We start from the raw sequence: 13,931 nt of genomic DNA on the forward strand, positions 1-13,931 counted from the left end.
CATGGCCAACGACCGCCCGCGCGATCCGCAGGACACCGTGCCGCCCGCCACGCCGACGGAGCAGACCGCCATCAATGTCACGCGTCCGCCCTCACCGCTTCATCTGTATCTGCGCGCACTGCTGTCGTCCCGCAAACCGGCGCTGGCGCAATCGCTGCCCCCGCTGGCGTTCGGGCGCCGCAATGTCGCGCTCGACGCGGCCGGCATCGCTCGTTATGCGCGCTTATGCGGCTTTACCGACGCCCACGGTGTCCCGCCCACGTGGCCGCACTTGCTCGCGTTCCCGCTGCATATGCTGTTGATGACTGACCGCGCGTTTCCATTCGCCATGCTCGGCATGGTGCATCTGGCAAATCGCGTCCGTACCCACGCGCCGCTCGCCGTGGGGGATCGGCTGGACCTCGACGTGCGGTGCGGCCCGCTGTACGCACATGACAAGGGGCAGGTCTTCACGGTGCTCACCACCGCCCGCCGCGCAGGCGAAGTCGTGTGGTCGGGCGAGAGCCTGTACCTGCGCACCGGCGTACGCGCCCCGCTTGGCGCCCCCTATCGCGCCGAGCTAAGCGCAGGCCCGTCGCTCGTGAAGACTGCCACGTGGCGGGTACCGGGCGACCTCGGCCGTCAGTACGCGCGCGTCTCCGGCGATTACAACCCGATCCACCTCTGGCCGATCACTGCCAAGTGGTTCGGCTTCCCGCGACCGATCATTCACGGCATGTGGAGCTTCGCCCGAACGCTCGCCGCAGTGCTGCCCGCCGACGAGCGGTGCCTCGACCTTCTCGTGGAATTCAAGACACCGCTGCTGCTGCCCGGAGAAGCCACGCTCTGGTGCGATCCGCACCGCAGTGTTGTCGAGCTGCGCGACGCGGCGGGCGCTGTCCCGCATCTGCGCGCACGGTGGCAGGCCGCGCCGGGCGCATCGCCCGCCATCAACACGTTCGCTACGGACCCTTCATGAGTGCCCTCAAACCCACCGCGCCGGCCCCTGCCTTGCGTCGCGTTGCCATTCTCGGTGGCAACCGCATCCCGTTCGCCCGGTCGAACACGGCCTATGCCACGGCATCGAATCAGGACATGTTGACGGCCTCGATCCAGGGCCTTGTCGACCGTTTCGCGCTGCATGGGCAACGTCTGGGCGAGGTCGCCGCCGGGGCAGTCCTCAAGCACGCCCGCGACTTCAATCTGACGCGCGAATCCGTCCTGTCGACCACGCTCGCCGCGCAGACCCCCGCCTACGACGTCCAGCAAGCGTGCGGCACGGGCCTCGAGACGGCGATCCTCACCGGCAACAAGATCGCGCTCGGTCAGATCGACGTGGCCATTGCCGGGGGGGTCGACACGGCGTCGGACGCCCCCATGGGCGTGAACGAAAAGCTCCGGCAGATTCTGCTCGAAGCGAACCGGCAGCGCAGCACCGGCGGCAAGCTCGGCGCACTCGCGAAGGTGCGCCCGGGTATGTTGTTCCGCCCCGCGTTGCCGCGCAATGGCGAGCCGCGCACGGGGCTGTCGATGGGTGAGCATTGCGAATTGATGGCCAAGCGCTGGCAGATCGAACGCGCCGCGCAGGACGAACTCACGCTCGCGAGCCACCAACATCTCGCCGCCGCGTATGAGCGCGGGTTCTTTCTCGATCTGATGACGCCCTTTCTCGGCCTGCAACGCGACAACAACCTGCGGCCCGACGTCACGCTCGAGAAACTCGCCAGCCTCAAGCCGGTGTTCGACCGCAGTGCCACGGGCACGCTCACAGCGGGCAACTCGACACCGCTCACCGATGGCGCGTCGTGCGTATTGCTCGCGAGCGAAGACTGGGCGCGGGCACACAACATCCCGGTACTCGCCTATCTGACGTATTCGCAAACGGCGGCCGTCGACTTCTTCAACCCCGACGAGACGCAGCGCGAAGGCCTGCTCATGGCGCCCGCGTACGCCGTGCCGCGCATGCTGGCTCAGGCCGGGCTCACGTTGCAGGACTTCGACTTCTACGAAATTCACGAGGCATTCGCCGCGCAGGTGCTTTGCACCCTGAAAGCGTGGGAGGACCCGCAATATTGCCGGGACAAACTCGGCCTGACCGCGCCGTTGGGCAGCATCGATCGGCAACGGCTGAACGTGAACGGCAGTTCGCTCGCCTGCGGCCACCCGTTCGCAGCGACCGGCGGCCGCATTCTCGCCACCCTTGCCAAGCTGCTGGCCGAACGTGGCGGCGGGCGCGGTCTCATCTCGATTTGTGCGGCCGGCGGACAAGGCGTGGTCGCGATGCTGGAACGATAAAAACAAAGGAGCAAGCAGTAAAGGGGCAGCCGAAAAGCACGGCCCTGCGCACGGATGCGCGTTGCCAGCAGAGCAACCCATCGGCCGCGGGCGTCTGTGCCTATGAATGGAGACAACGATGGATCAAGCGGTCCAGCAGGAACGAGTCTGGCTAAACGCGTACCCTCCCGGCGTGCCGGCCGACATCGACGTGACCCGTTACACGTCGCTCGTGCAGGCCTTCGACGAGTGGATCGACAAATACCGGGAACGCATCGCGTTCGTGAGTCTCGGCAGCGAGATGATCTATGCCGAGGTCGCCCGTCAGGCGTATGCGTTCGCCGCGTGGCTGCAAGCCCAGGGCGTAAAGAAGGGTGAGCGCGTCGCACTCATGATGCCCAACTGCTTCCAGTATCCGATCTGCCTTTTCGGCTCGCTCATCGCGGGCGCCGTGGTCGTCAACGTCAATCCGCTCTACACCGTTCGCGAATTGAAACACCAGTTGCTGGACAGCGGTGCGCACACCATCGTCGTCTTCGAGAACTTTGCCAGGACAGTACAGGAGGCGATTCCCGGCACCGACGTGCGCCACGTGCTCCTCACGCAGATCGGCGACTTGCTGGGCCCCGGTGCGAACGTCAAGGGGCACTTCGTCAACTTTCTCATGCGCAAGGTGGCCAGGCAGGTGCCGGCTTACGATCTGCCGCAGGCCATATCGCTGCGCCGGGCGCTTGCCGAGGGCGCGAAGCATACGCCATCCCCAGTGCCCCTCGCGCGCGACGACCTCGCTTTCCTTCAGTACACGGGCGGCACCACAGGGGTCGCCAAGGGGGCCATGCTCACGCACGGCAACGTGCTGGCCAACCTGCTCCAGACCGAGGCGTGGGCGGCCGATCAGCTCGATGGCGACATTGAGGTCAATCTGTCGCTGCTGCCGATGTATCACATCCTCTCGCTCACGGTGAACTGTCTGGTGTTCATGAGTCTTGGCGGACGCAACATCCTGATTGCGAATCCGCGCGACGTGAAGAAGGTTGTCTACATCATCCGCCACGAAACGTTCACCGGCGTCACAGGCGTGAATACGCTGTTCAACGGCCTGCTTGAAAATGCCGACTTTTGCGCCCGCGATTTCTCCAGATTGAAGTTGTCGCTGGCGGGCGGCATGGCGACGCAACGCGCGATTGCGGATCGGTGGAAGCAAGTGACCGGCAAGCCGATCATCGAGGGCTACGGCCTCACGGAATGCTCGCCCATCGTCACGATGAACCCGGTCGACATCGCGCACATGGACGCCTTCGATTTCACCGGCTCCATCGGTCTGCCCGCACCGTCGACCGACGTGCGCTTCAAACGTGACGACGGCACATGGGCCGATCTGGGTGAGCCGGGCGAATTGTGCGTGCGCGGCCCGCAGGTCATGCGCGGCTATTGGCAGCGGCCGCAAGACACCGCCAAAACGTTCGACGCCGACGGCTGGCTGATGACCGGCGACATCGGTGTGATGGACGAGCGTGGTTACGTTCGCCTCATCGACCGCAAGAAGGACATGATTCTGGTGTCGGGCTTCAATGTCTATCCGAACGAGATCGAGGATGTCGTGATGCTGCATCCTGGGGTGCGCGAAGCGGCGGTGGTCGGCGTGCCCGATCCGATCGCCGGCGAGCGCGTGAAGCTCGTGGTCGTGGCAAAAGATCCCGCCTTGAGCGCCGAAGCGATGCTGGCCCACTGCCGCCAGCACCTGACCGCTTACAAGGTGCCGCGCATCGTCGAATTCCGTGAAGGCGAACTGCCCAAGACAACCGTCGGCAAGATCCTGCGGCGCGAACTGCGCGAGCCGGTGGCATCGACGCAAGGAGACCAATGACATGGCCATGCACCCTGCTTTCCGTACCGCCAGCATCGTCTGCCGTCGCGTGCGCGGCCTTCGCCTTCACCTTCGCCTTGCGCTTCGCCTGCCCCTGCCAACGGCCACGATGCATCGTGTCGCACTGTCGCTCGCGCTGCTGCCTGCGGCGCTCGTTGCCGGCGCACTGAGCACGCGCGACGCCGTGGGCCAGACCAATACCGTCACAGGTGCCTCGGCACCCGCTGCGCCCGGCGCAAATGCGGCAGGCAACGCGGCATCGCCGGCCGACGTCGAAGTGTCAAGACTGGCCGCCTTGCCCGTTGCCGCGCAAGCGCAGTGGCTGTCGCACGCGATCAAGAGCGGCGAGTTGGCAAAGATGAGCGACGACGACATCGTCGCACGCATGCAGGCGCTTCAAGCCGACGCCCTCGTCCGGTTTCTGAAAGCCGAGTCGGCCGCGTTGCCCGAGTACCAATACGAGCTGACGCGCCACGAGCGCATCAATGACCAGTGGCAGACGACGCCCGACCGCATGCTCGTGAAGATTCGCGAAAAGCCATTGCAGATCTACGCAAAGTGGCTGCCCGACGGCGCCCACTCAGGGCAGGAAATCATCTACGACGAGACGAAGCGCCCAAAGGAGATGTACGGCCATCTCGGCGGCATTCTCGGCTTCGCCTCGATCTGGAGCAGTATCGACGGCACGCTCGCGCGCTCGCAATCGAATCACACGGTGCGCGATCTCGGCTTCGCGTTCATTGCGGAACAGATTGCCCATGACGGCCGCAGCTTCCGCGCCGCCGGACTGCCCGAGAAGCCCGCGGGAATTTCGGTTTCCGAATCGAACGGCGTGCGCATGCTGGCACTGGAGTGGGATGCACCGTCCGGCCCGCCTCAACACTACGCCAACAAATCGCGTGTCCTGATCGATCTGAAGACGGGACGCCCGCGCGGCATCGAAGCCTGGGACGCGACAGGGCAGAAGGTCGAAGAAATGCGCTTCGAGAAAGTGCGCAAGGCGCAATGGACCGACGCGACGTTCGATCCCAAGAGCCCCGACTACAAGTTCTGACGCGAGGTGCGCCGGTGACCGGCGCGCATAAGCTGCACAGGCACGACGAAAGCCCGCCACCCTGCATCGAGGGTGGCGGGCTTTCGCTTAGCCGAACATCATCTGCCGGCACCTGCGATGTCTCGCCGGTGCCGGCCTGCCCCGACCGTTCAGGTCTGCGGCAGTTCGATCTTCACTTCGAGCACTTCCAGGTTGTCCTGATGCTCGACGCTGACCTTGATGTCGTCTTGTGCGATTTTGACGTACTTGGAGATGACGGCGACCAGCTCGCGTTGCAGGGCCGGCAGATAGTCTGCAGGCGGCGACGAGCCCGCGCGTTCGTGCGCCAGAATGATCTGCAGGCGCTCTTTGGCAACGGCGGCGGTCTTTTTCTTCTCCCCCAGGAGGAAAGACAGGAAGGACATGGGCGCTCCTTACTTCGAGCCGAAGATGCGCTGTAACAACCCCGGCTTTTGATAGTCGGTAAAGCGCATGGGCTTGTCTTCGCCCTTGAATCGGCTCACCACGTCGCGATAGGCGTCGGCCACATCGGTGCCGTCGAGATGAATCGCCGGCGTGCCCTGGTTGGAGGCGTGCAACACCGACTCCGACTCCGGAATCACGCCGATGAGCTTGATTCGCAGAATTTCCTGGATGTCCTCAAGCGACAGCATCTGGCCGTCGTTGACACGTTTCGGGTTGTAACGGGTGATGAGCAAGTGCTCCTTGATCGGTTCGCTGCCTTCGATGGCGCGCTTCGTCTTCGACGAGAGAATACCCAGAATGCGATCCGAGTCGCGCACCGACGACACTTCGGGGTTCGTGACCACGAGCGCTTCGTCGGCGAAATGCATCGCGAGCAATGCGCCCGACTCGATACCGGCCGGCGAATCGCACACGATGTATTCGAAGCCCATGTCGGTCAGGTCCTTGATGACCTTCTCGACACCCGCTTGCGTGAGTGCTTCCTTGTCACGTGTCTGCGAGGCGGGCAGGATGAACAGGTTCTCGCAGGCCTTGTCCTTGATGAGCGCCTGGTTAAGGTTTGCTTCGCCCTGAATCACGTTGATCAGGTCGTACACGACGCGGCGCTCGCAACCCATGATGAGATCGAGATTGCGCAGGCCGACGTCAAAATCGATGACTGCCGTCTTGTGCCCCTGCAAGGCGAGGCCGGCGGAAAAGCTGGCGCTGGTCGTCGTCTTACCGACACCACCCTTGCCAGAGGTCACCACAATCACTTTTGCCATCTGTCGATGCCTTCCCAAACTTGAGGATGAATTTAGCTACGAATCATTTGAGCCCGAGGGGCTCGAAAATCAGTTTGTCGTCTACCAGCCGCACCTGCACCGAACGCCCCTGTACATCGGGCGGCAGCGCATACTCGCCAGTCCGGTAGATACCGGCGATGGAAATCAGCTCAGGCTCCAGACAGGTACAGAAGATGCGCGCATCGAGCTTGCCCTTCACCCCTGCCAGCGCCCGCCCCCGTAGCGGCGCGTAAATGTGAATATTACCTTCCGCGATCACCTCGGCACCGTAACTGACCAAATCGAGGATGATCAAATCGCCCTTTGCGTAGACCTGCTGGCCCGAACGCAACGGCTTGTCGATGATGGTCGAGGCAATCGCGCCAGTGTCAGGCGCCGCTTGCGCAGGTGCCGCTTCGGCGGGTTCCACGGCCGGCTCGGGGACTGCCTCGCTCTCGCGCGGCGCGCGCGAGATGCGGCGTTCGTGGCTGTCCAGCCGAGGCAGACCCTCTACCACGGCCCAATCGGTTTGCTCGCTGTTGGCCACCACACCGATCGGCTTCATACGGAATTCGGCCAGCATTTCGGCTAGCGCGGGCACGGCAACCCGCTCGTCGCCGGCCAGACGCCGAACGTCGATGGCGACCGTGTCGCCCGCAAAGAACTCCGGGGTCGCCTCGAAGCGTTGCGCCAATTCAGTGCGCAGCGTGTCCAGTTGCGGCGTCTTGACAACGAAATGCAGGGTATCTACAGCACCGCTGCGTAACTCGAAGTACGGCGTTTTCTTTTGCGGCATGTCAGGTTGTTGTGCGCGAATTGCTGGCAAATTGGGCATTCTACCGCCCCTTGCATGCGAGCAAACCGCAAATAAGCGGGATGAAGCGGTGATTTGCACAAATATCGCCATTGCTGCGACGCAGCAAATCGTGCATTTTGAATACGTTTCCGGCGTAGGAAAATGCTATCCGATTGACATCTGGGTGTCATCACGAAAGCCTATCCTGGCCGTGGAAAAGTCCAACCCGAAAAGTGCTGCATGGCAGCATCGAAAGTACGAATTTTGTCGCGCAAGTGCCATATTCGTGACCTATCCTTAAAGTCCCTGACGAGGGACCCCCCCCCTGTGGAACCGCAAACCGGGAGACGACGATGCTGAGTCATCATGAATTTGCCACCCTGATGCTGGTCAAGGACGCTCCTGAGCAAGTGGAGCATAATCGCCCGGACCTCGAATCGCTGCTTGAAAGCAAACTGATCGAGTGGGAAGAGTTGGCCTCGGGTGAGAAGTCCCCGCGCCTGACTGTCCAGGGCAAGTATGTCCTTCAGGCAGTTGCCTGAGCGCCCAGCCTGCTGTTGAGGTGTCTGTAGTAACAAAAAGCCCGCCGGAAGGCGGGCTTTTCATTTGCGGGGGGATGTTCCCCGATCGATCCAACAAGATTTAACCATGCCGGATGTCACGACGCTGACGGCGCCACGTGTGGCGCGCTGACGGGTGCTCCCGGCACCAGTTGCGATCCACCAGCCAGGCGACGGCAGCGCCGACGACCAGCACAATCACCAACATTGCAATCAAGCTCCCGGTCAGCATAGTGGCCTCCTAACTTCGACACGGCGGGATGGCACATCTCAATTCTAGGCAATCCCTATCGAAATAGGTACCCGAAAGTACTTCGGGTATACGGCGTTTGCGTTACATCAAGATGTCTGCACCGTTGATGACGGAGCGTTCCTGCAGCGCAACATTTTCAACCTGACACGGCGATGATGGCCACCTGACACTGGTCGGGCGGCCGGCCATCCGAGCATCGCTTCAGAGCGAGTCGACAACTCCGCCATCGACACGCAGCGCCGCCCCGGTCGTGGCCGACGCTTGCGGCGATGCAACATAAACCACCATGTTCGCCACTTCCGTCTTGGTGGCCGCCCGTCCAATAATCGAACTGGGGCGGTTTGCGCGCACGAACTCGGCGGCCGCCTGTGTCATGTCAGCATTCGCAGGAACGCCCGCTTGGTGAAGCATCTCGATCATGCCGTCCGAGAGCGTCGGGCCGGGCAGCACGGCGTTGACCGTCACCCCCGTGCCGCGCATGCGCTTGGCCAGACCGCGCGACACGGCCAGTTGCGCCGTCTTCGTCATACCGTAGTGAATCATGTCCTCGGGAATATTCAGTGCGGACTCCGACGAAATGAAGATCACACGCCCCCAGTTACGATCTGCCATGCCGGGCAAATAGGCGCGAGAGAGCCGCACGCCCGACAGGACATTGACGTCGTAAAAGTGTTGCCAGACCTCGTCCGGAACCTCGAAGAAGTCCTGCGGGCCAAAGATGCCCGCGTTGTTCACGAGAATGTCGACGTCGGGCACGGCGGACACAAGCACATCGCAACCCTCGGCCGTCGCCAGATCCGCAGCGATACCGCGCACCTGAGCATCGGGCAGGGCCTCGCGCAGCTTTGCAACGGCGGCGTCCACCCCTTTCTTCGAACGCCCGTTGATGAGAGTCGTGGCCCCTGCTGCCGCCAGGCCGTGGGCAATGGCAAAACCGATGCCTGCCGTCGATGCCGTGACCAGCGCTACCTTTTCCTTCAGATCGATATTCATAAGTCAGTCTCCAGAACGGTGAACGTCAGGCGATCGCGCCGCCTGCATCGATGAGCACAGTGCTGCCGGTCGCACTCGGTGTACCTGCCAGATAGAGAATCGTGTTGGCGACGTCTTCGGCAGCCACCACACGACGCGCCGGCAAGCGCTCGGCCGCGTTGCGATACATCGCTTCGCGATCGGCCTCTGCCAGCTTGTTCCACAACGGCGTCACCGTCAGGCCCGGCGAGACGGTGTTCACGCGCACCGGGGACAATTCGAGCGCCAGCCCGCGACCCAACGCTTCGACCGCCGCGTTGATTGCGCCCTGCACGACCGACGCCGTGCTCGGACGTACGCTCAGATAGCCCGACGTCAGCGTGAGCGAGCCGCCCGCTTCGATTCTTGCATATCGCGCAACGTGATACGTGCCCCAGAACTTGCTGTCGAAAGCAGCGTGCGCGTCTTCCAGCGGCAGCTTGCGGACTTGCCCGGTCGGCGTTTGCGCGGCGGAGACGACCACATGCTGCCACGGGGCGTGATCGGCGAAAAATTTCTCGACAGCGGCTACGTCTTCCGTGTCGAGCACAACGGCGCGAGCGGTCGTGCCGATGGTGGTGAGCGCTTCGTCGAGCTTGGCCTGATGTCTCGAAGCGATCGTCACCGCTGCGCCGGCCTTGGCGAATGCCTGTGCTGCGGCACGGCCGATGCCGGAACTACCGCCAATGACCAACACGCGCTGACCTTCGAAATTGAACATGATGAGGCTCCGGAAAATAATCGGGAAGATGAAGGAAAAACGACATCGGCACACGCCCGGCCGCTGGGAGCCAGCACCGGCTCGCGATGTCACGGTGCCATTGTGATCCTCGCCACAACGAACGATAATCCCCCAAAAAATTGAATGACTCTCTTCGAATTATTGAGAATAGACCCCGATGATCGACCAGACGCTGGACCTCACCCTCTTCGACCGGGTCGTTGCCACGGGCAGCATGTCGGCTGCCGCGCGTGAGCTGGGGCTCTCGCTTGCCGTCGTGAGCAAACGGCTTGGGCTGCTCGAGCAGCGCCTCGGCGTGCGCCTGCTCAATCGCACCACGCGCAAGCAGGCGTTAACGGAGGAAGGACAGGTATTTCACGCGTGCTGCCAGCGCATTCTGGCGGAGATCCGTGAGACCGAGCGGCTGATGACGCGTCAGGCGGGCACGGTCGGCGGCGTGCTTCGGATCAGCGCCCCGCGCGCGTTCGGACGCCGCCACCTCGCCCCGCTGCTGATCGCGTTTCGCGAACGGCATCCCGATCTGAAGGTACACCTCGAACTGAGCGATCTCTGGGTCGATTTGGTCGCGCACGGTATCGACGTTGCCATCCGCGTGGGCACCCTGCCCGACTCCAGCCTCGTCGCCCAGGAACTGGCGCCGAACTACCGTGTCCTGGTGGCGTCCCCGGATTATCTGGCACGGCGCGGTACGCCACAGGACGCGGGTGATCTGCTACAGCACGACTGCATTCTGTTCGGCCACGCCCCGCACGGCGACTGGCGATTCGTATGGCAGTCCGAAACGCTGCGAATTCAAGTCCGCGACACGTATGTCGTCGACGATGGCGACACCGCCCACGAACTGGCGCTGCACGGCGCAGGCATCACGCAGAAGTCCATCTGGGATGTCGGAGACGATATCGAAGCGGGCCGCCTTGTGCGCGTGTTGCCGTCGCTGCAGATCCCGGCGTCGCCGCTCCATGCCGTGTACCCGCATAGCCGCCACCTCGCGCCGCGCACGCGAGCGTTCGTGGATTTTCTGCGCGATGCGCTGCGCGCGACGTGGCGCTGGCCGCAGCGCTGACGACACAACCTCACCGCACGGCCGCACGCTCAGTCGCTGGCAGGGTTCCCATTGAGCGCCTGGCGCCCGGCGGCCAATAGCGCATCCGCCAGCGCGGGGTCCGCGCTCACGACCGCGCGCGAGAGCACGAGCGTGCCGACCATCTGCGCGAAGCGCGCCATCGCGGACTGCCTCGCTTGCGCCGGACTCAACCCCTGCTCGACACCCGCCGCCGTCATCCGGGCGATCACGTCCGACAATCCTTTCGCGTAGCATGCCTGCGCCTCGTCGCCGATGCGCGGGGCGTCTCCCGCAAATCCCGCCATCGGACAGCCGCACGCAACGTCATCCCGATGGGCTGTCGACAGATACCGCTCGGCGCGCTCTCCGAGTGAGAGTGCCGCCCCCGATGCCGCATCGCCGCCCTCCAGCGCCCCTTCGCTGGCCGCCACTGCGCGCGCCATCACAGCCGCGACAAGTGCGTCCTTAGACTTGAAATGGTTGTAGAAGCCACCTTGCGTGAAGCCGGCCGCCTTCATGAGCGCCGTCAGACCCACGGCGTCGACACCATGCTCGCGAAACAACCGCTCGGCCGCCGCAACAATCGCCTCGCGGTTTTCCGCAGCCTGCTCTCTGGAAATACCCATTTGCTACTCCCGATGTCCGCCTGCGCAATCGCGGCTATCACCGTCATCTAAAAAGACAATGTCAATCACCATTGACATAACGACATCCGACTTGCCACAATGCATCAAGGCATGACGATGGCGATCACAATTGTCATGCAGTATAGTCCAAACCGCACGCTGGCTCCATGAGTGCGCGGCCTTATCCCTTGCTGGAGTTCTGAAATGAAGATCAAAGATGCCGTCGTATTCGTCACGGGCGCCAACCGTGGCCTGGGACTGGAGTTTGCGAAACAGGCGCTCGACCGTGGCGCGAAGAAAGTGTATGCAGGGTCCCGCGACCCGTCCAAGGTGACGCTGCCGGGCGTCATCCCGGTCAAGCTGGACGTCAACAATCCGGAAGACGTGGCGGCCGCAGCCTTGCTGGCCGGCGACGTCACGCTGCTCATCAACAATGCCGGCATTGCCCGTGTCACGCAGGGTCTGACTCACACGGGCTCGGCCGAGACACTGCGCGAGACGCTGGAGACGAACCTGTTCGGCGTGCTGGCCATGTCGCAGGCGTTTGCCGGCACGCTGGGACGCAATGGTGGCGGCGCCCTGCTCAACGTGCTGTCGATTGTGAGCTGGATCAGTTCGAGCGTGCTTCCCGAATACGCGATCACCAAGTCAGCCGCGTGGTCGCTGACCAATGGTCTGCGTCAGGCGTTGCGCGAACAGCAAACGCAGGTGGTGGGCTTGCACGCGGGCTACATCGACACCGACCTCACGCGGGATTTCGATGCGCAGAAGAGCGCGCCATCCGATGTGGTGCGTCAGGCCTTTGAGGCCATCGAGGCCGGTGAAGAGGAAGTGTCTGTCGACGAAGGCACACGTCAGGTCAGGCAGGCGCTCTCGCAGGGCGTCTATCTGCTGGACCCGGCCGCAGCACGCGCGCAGTCGTGAGGTAACGTCGCACCAAACGCAAAAACGCCGCGACACCCTTGAGGTATCGCGGCGTTTGCGTTGTAGTGACTTACAACGGGTCGCGTCAGGCAGCCTTATCCATCTGACGCTCACCACCCACGGCTTCGATCAGATCGTCGAGCATGCGAGCGAGTTCGCCGGTCATCAATGCGACGTCGGCGTCGAACTTCTCGGCCTCGCCTTCGGCCGTCGGGTCGGCAGCGTCCTTGATGATGTCGAGCGGCGTCACGCGCTTGATCACGAACGCGTCGGTCAGCACGAACGAGATGCGGTCATTCCACGTCATCGCGAGCTTGGTGCAGCGCTTGCCCGCTTCGATGTGCTGACGCACATCCGCCCCGTCGAGCGGGTGGCGCACGTAACGCACGGCGGCCTTCTCGTCGGTGTTCGAGCGCAGTTCCACGTCCTGATCGACGGTAAAGCCGCCCGGCGCGTCGTTGCCGGCAAGCCACGACGTCATCACCGACACGGGGGCTTCGTTGAGTTCCACGTTCTCGAGCGTGATATCGAGCGTCTTGAGGAGCAGGCTGCGCACTTCATCGGCCTTGGCGGGCGATGCCGCATCGATCACCAGCCAGCGATTGGCCGGATCGATCCACACTCGTGTGTCGCGGCGAATGCCGAACGCCCGCGGCAGCAACTCGTCGGTCACTTGCTCCTTGAGTTCCTTCATCTGCTTGCGGCCCGGCTTGAAGCCTTGCTGCTCTTCGAGTTCGACCGCCTTGGCGCGCGTAACCTGATTGACGACGGTCGACGGCAGCAGCTTCTTCTCGGCACGATAGGCCAGCAGGAACTGACGATTGATGCTGTGCACGAGTTCGCCGCCCTCACGCGGCGGCGCCCAGCCCTGCACTTGCATTTCGAGGCTGCCGCCCTCGCGGAAGGCGTGCTTCTCGAGCGCCTCTTCCATTTGCGCGACGCTCATGGACCAACCGGCAGGAATTCTGTGCAACTGGAGATTCTTGAACCACATCGGGCATCACCGCAAAAAGCAAAAGAGCGATTTTACCAGTGCTGCGAGGTCCGGCGAAGTTCCGTCGCACGAATCGTGTCAGAGAAAGCGATCGAGGATCTTCCGGCTCGGCTTGTCGAGCTTGGCGGCGTCGCGAATCAGGAACTGGATACCGTGACTGTCGGAGATGAGCAACGTCTGACCACCGAGACGCCGGATGTCTTCTTCACCGCGCAAGACGAACGACGTCTCGCCCCGGTTCGTCTCGACGGTCCAGGTGCTTGGCGTGGCATACGTCGACACGCCCAGGATGCGCTGCACCTCGGGCATGAATTCGCGTGCGGCAAGTTCTTCGCGCAGCAGCGCGCCCATGGCCGCAGGCAGCATGTCGAGCGAATCGAGCCAGACCAGCTCGCGCCCTTCCATGCTCACGAGTGCGAGGCCATCGTCGGGCGCGGCAATCGGAAACGCCCGCACGGGCACCACGCCTTCGTGGGAGATGCCGTCGGCATCCGTGAGCACCAGACGGCCAAAGGCGTTGCGCGACAAAGTGAAATCGATCTGCATGAGTGTCTTCGCG

The 13,931-nt window shown here is 63.2% G+C and carries 16 protein-coding genes; 7 read left to right on the forward strand and 9 right to left on the reverse strand.

Translation table 11 applies throughout. The features are described from left to right. The first annotated feature begins 1 nt into the window (after nt 1). The 4 genes from C266_RS10590 (at nt 2) to C266_RS10605 (ending at nt 5,174) form a co-directional block, all read left to right on the forward strand. Nucleotides 2-958, forward strand: coding sequence for a MaoC/PaaZ C-terminal domain-containing protein (locus C266_RS10590; RefSeq protein ID WP_081636246.1), 957 nt, complete (start codon nt 2-4; stop codon nt 956-958). Further along, nucleotides 955-2,274, forward strand: coding sequence for an acetyl-CoA C-acetyltransferase (locus tag C266_RS10595; protein WP_010808099.1), 1,320 nt, complete (start codon nt 955-957; stop codon nt 2,272-2,274). Before C266_RS10590 ends, C266_RS10595 begins: the two co-directional genes overlap by 4 nt. Nucleotides 2,275-2,380: 106 nt before the next feature. Further along, the gene (locus C266_RS10600; RefSeq protein WP_036662455.1) at nt 2,381-4,120 is read left to right on the forward strand and encodes an AMP-binding protein; all 1,740 of its coding nucleotides are present in this window, start codon (nt 2,381-2,383) and stop codon (nt 4,118-4,120) included. Between the two features lies 1 nt (nt 4,121). Beyond that, entirely contained in the window at nt 4,122-5,174 is a 1,053-nt protein-coding gene (locus C266_RS10605) for a DUF1571 domain-containing protein (RefSeq protein ID WP_010808101.1), read from the forward strand. 149 nt (nt 5,175-5,323) lie between these two features. On the opposite strand, the gene minE is transcribed toward C266_RS10605, so the two are convergent. Genes minE through minC form a run of 3 tightly spaced genes read right to left on the reverse strand, consistent with a single transcriptional unit; the run spans nt 5,324 to nt 7,199 of the window. Then, complete coding sequence (minE, locus tag C266_RS10610; RefSeq protein ID WP_010808102.1) at nt 5,324-5,578, reverse strand: cell division topological specificity factor MinE; 255 nt, start codon at nt 5,576-5,578, stop codon at nt 5,324-5,326. Between the two features lie 9 nt (nt 5,579-5,587). Continuing rightward, on the reverse strand, nt 5,588-6,403 hold the full coding sequence (minD, locus tag C266_RS10615; protein ID WP_010808103.1) for a septum site-determining protein MinD: 816 nt from the start codon (nt 6,401-6,403) through the stop codon (nt 5,588-5,590). Between the two features lie 43 nt (nt 6,404-6,446). Further along, nucleotides 6,447-7,199 carry a septum site-determining protein MinC gene (gene minC / locus C266_RS10620; protein ID WP_010808104.1) on the reverse strand — a complete coding sequence of 251 codons (753 nt, stop codon included), beginning with the start codon at nt 7,197-7,199 and terminating at the stop codon, nt 6,447-6,449. Nucleotides 7,200-7,552: 353 nt separating this feature from the next. Between minC and C266_RS10625 the strand changes: the two genes are divergently transcribed. Beyond that, a complete protein-coding gene (locus C266_RS10625; protein WP_010808105.1) occupies nt 7,553-7,741 on the forward strand; it encodes a hypothetical protein in 189 nt (62 codons plus the stop codon). A 100-nt stretch (nt 7,742-7,841) separates the two neighbouring features. On the opposite strand, the gene C266_RS27705 is transcribed toward C266_RS10625, so the two are convergent. From C266_RS27705 to C266_RS10635, 3 genes are all read right to left on the reverse strand, one after another. Then, a complete protein-coding gene (locus tag C266_RS27705; RefSeq protein WP_168162894.1) occupies nt 7,842-7,991 on the reverse strand; it encodes a hypothetical protein in 150 nt (49 codons plus the stop codon). A 222-nt stretch (nt 7,992-8,213) separates the two neighbouring features. Further along, a complete protein-coding gene (locus C266_RS10630; RefSeq protein ID WP_010808106.1) occupies nt 8,214-9,005 on the reverse strand; it encodes an SDR family NAD(P)-dependent oxidoreductase in 792 nt (263 codons plus the stop codon). Between the two features lie 25 nt (nt 9,006-9,030). Continuing rightward, nucleotides 9,031-9,744, reverse strand: coding sequence for an SDR family oxidoreductase (locus C266_RS10635; protein WP_010808107.1), 714 nt, complete (start codon nt 9,742-9,744; stop codon nt 9,031-9,033). A gap of 178 nt (nt 9,745-9,922) precedes the next feature. Here C266_RS10635 and C266_RS10640 point away from each other — a divergent pair, with 178 nt between their 5' ends. Then, entirely contained in the window at nt 9,923-10,828 is a 906-nt protein-coding gene (locus tag C266_RS10640) for a LysR family transcriptional regulator (protein WP_010808108.1), read from the forward strand. Between the two features lie 29 nt (nt 10,829-10,857). On the opposite strand, the gene C266_RS10645 is transcribed toward C266_RS10640, so the two are convergent. Continuing rightward, nucleotides 10,858-11,454, reverse strand: a complete 597-nt coding sequence (locus C266_RS10645; RefSeq protein WP_010808109.1) for a TetR/AcrR family transcriptional regulator — start codon at nt 11,452-11,454, stop codon at nt 10,858-10,860. A 204-nt stretch (nt 11,455-11,658) separates the two neighbouring features. Here C266_RS10645 and C266_RS10650 point away from each other — a divergent pair, with 204 nt between their 5' ends. Beyond that, nucleotides 11,659-12,378: an SDR family oxidoreductase gene (locus tag C266_RS10650; protein WP_010808110.1), complete on the forward strand. Its 720-nt coding sequence runs from the start codon at nt 11,659-11,661 to the stop codon at nt 12,376-12,378. An 85-nt stretch (nt 12,379-12,463) separates the two neighbouring features. On the opposite strand, the gene C266_RS10655 is transcribed toward C266_RS10650, so the two are convergent. After that, entirely contained in the window at nt 12,464-13,372 is a 909-nt protein-coding gene (locus tag C266_RS10655) for a recombination-associated protein RdgC (RefSeq protein WP_010808111.1), read from the reverse strand. A 78-nt stretch (nt 13,373-13,450) separates the two neighbouring features. Then, nucleotides 13,451-13,918, reverse strand: coding sequence for a DUF1854 domain-containing protein (locus C266_RS10660; RefSeq protein WP_010808112.1), 468 nt, complete (start codon nt 13,916-13,918; stop codon nt 13,451-13,453). Nucleotides 13,919-13,931 lie beyond the last annotated feature (13 nt).

This window comes from Pandoraea sp. SD6-2, from assembly GCF_000389825.1.
GTDB classification, from domain to species: domain Bacteria; phylum Pseudomonadota; class Gammaproteobacteria; order Burkholderiales; family Burkholderiaceae; genus Pandoraea; species Pandoraea communis.

Excerpts from the sequence above, each read along its gene's own strand:
- C266_RS10590 (WP_081636246.1), top strand. The coding sequence starts at position 2 with ATGGCCAACGACCGCCCGCGCGATCCGCAGGACACCGTGCCGCCCGCC.
- C266_RS10595 (WP_010808099.1), top strand. The coding sequence starts at position 955 with ATGAGTGCCCTCAAACCCACCGCGCCGGCCCCTGCCTTGCGTCGCGTT.
- C266_RS10600 (WP_036662455.1), top strand. The coding sequence starts at position 2,381 with ATGGAGACAACGATGGATCAAGCGGTCCAGCAGGAACGAGTCTGGCTA.
- C266_RS10605 (WP_010808101.1), top strand. The coding sequence starts at position 4,122 with ATGGCCATGCACCCTGCTTTCCGTACCGCCAGCATCGTCTGCCGTCGC.
- minE (WP_010808102.1), bottom strand. The coding sequence starts at position 5,578 with ATGTCCTTCCTGTCTTTCCTCCTGGGGGAGAAGAAAAAGACCGCCGCC.
- minD (WP_010808103.1), bottom strand. The coding sequence starts at position 6,403 with ATGGCAAAAGTGATTGTGGTGACCTCTGGCAAGGGTGGTGTCGGTAAG.
- minC (WP_010808104.1), bottom strand. The coding sequence starts at position 7,199 with ATGCCGCAAAAGAAAACGCCGTACTTCGAGTTACGCAGCGGTGCTGTA.
- C266_RS10625 (WP_010808105.1), top strand. The coding sequence starts at position 7,553 with ATGCTGAGTCATCATGAATTTGCCACCCTGATGCTGGTCAAGGACGCT.
- C266_RS27705 (WP_168162894.1), bottom strand. The coding sequence starts at position 7,991 with ATGCTGACCGGGAGCTTGATTGCAATGTTGGTGATTGTGCTGGTCGTC.
- C266_RS10630 (WP_010808106.1), bottom strand. The coding sequence starts at position 9,005 with ATGAATATCGATCTGAAGGAAAAGGTAGCGCTGGTCACGGCATCGACG.
- C266_RS10635 (WP_010808107.1), bottom strand. The coding sequence starts at position 9,744 with ATGTTCAATTTCGAAGGTCAGCGCGTGTTGGTCATTGGCGGTAGTTCC.
- C266_RS10640 (WP_010808108.1), top strand. The coding sequence starts at position 9,923 with ATGATCGACCAGACGCTGGACCTCACCCTCTTCGACCGGGTCGTTGCC.
- C266_RS10645 (WP_010808109.1), bottom strand. The coding sequence starts at position 11,454 with ATGGGTATTTCCAGAGAGCAGGCTGCGGAAAACCGCGAGGCGATTGTT.
- C266_RS10650 (WP_010808110.1), top strand. The coding sequence starts at position 11,659 with ATGAAGATCAAAGATGCCGTCGTATTCGTCACGGGCGCCAACCGTGGC.
- C266_RS10655 (WP_010808111.1), bottom strand. The coding sequence starts at position 13,372 with ATGTGGTTCAAGAATCTCCAGTTGCACAGAATTCCTGCCGGTTGGTCC.
- C266_RS10660 (WP_010808112.1), bottom strand. The coding sequence starts at position 13,918 with ATGCAGATCGATTTCACTTTGTCGCGCAACGCCTTTGGCCGTCTGGTG.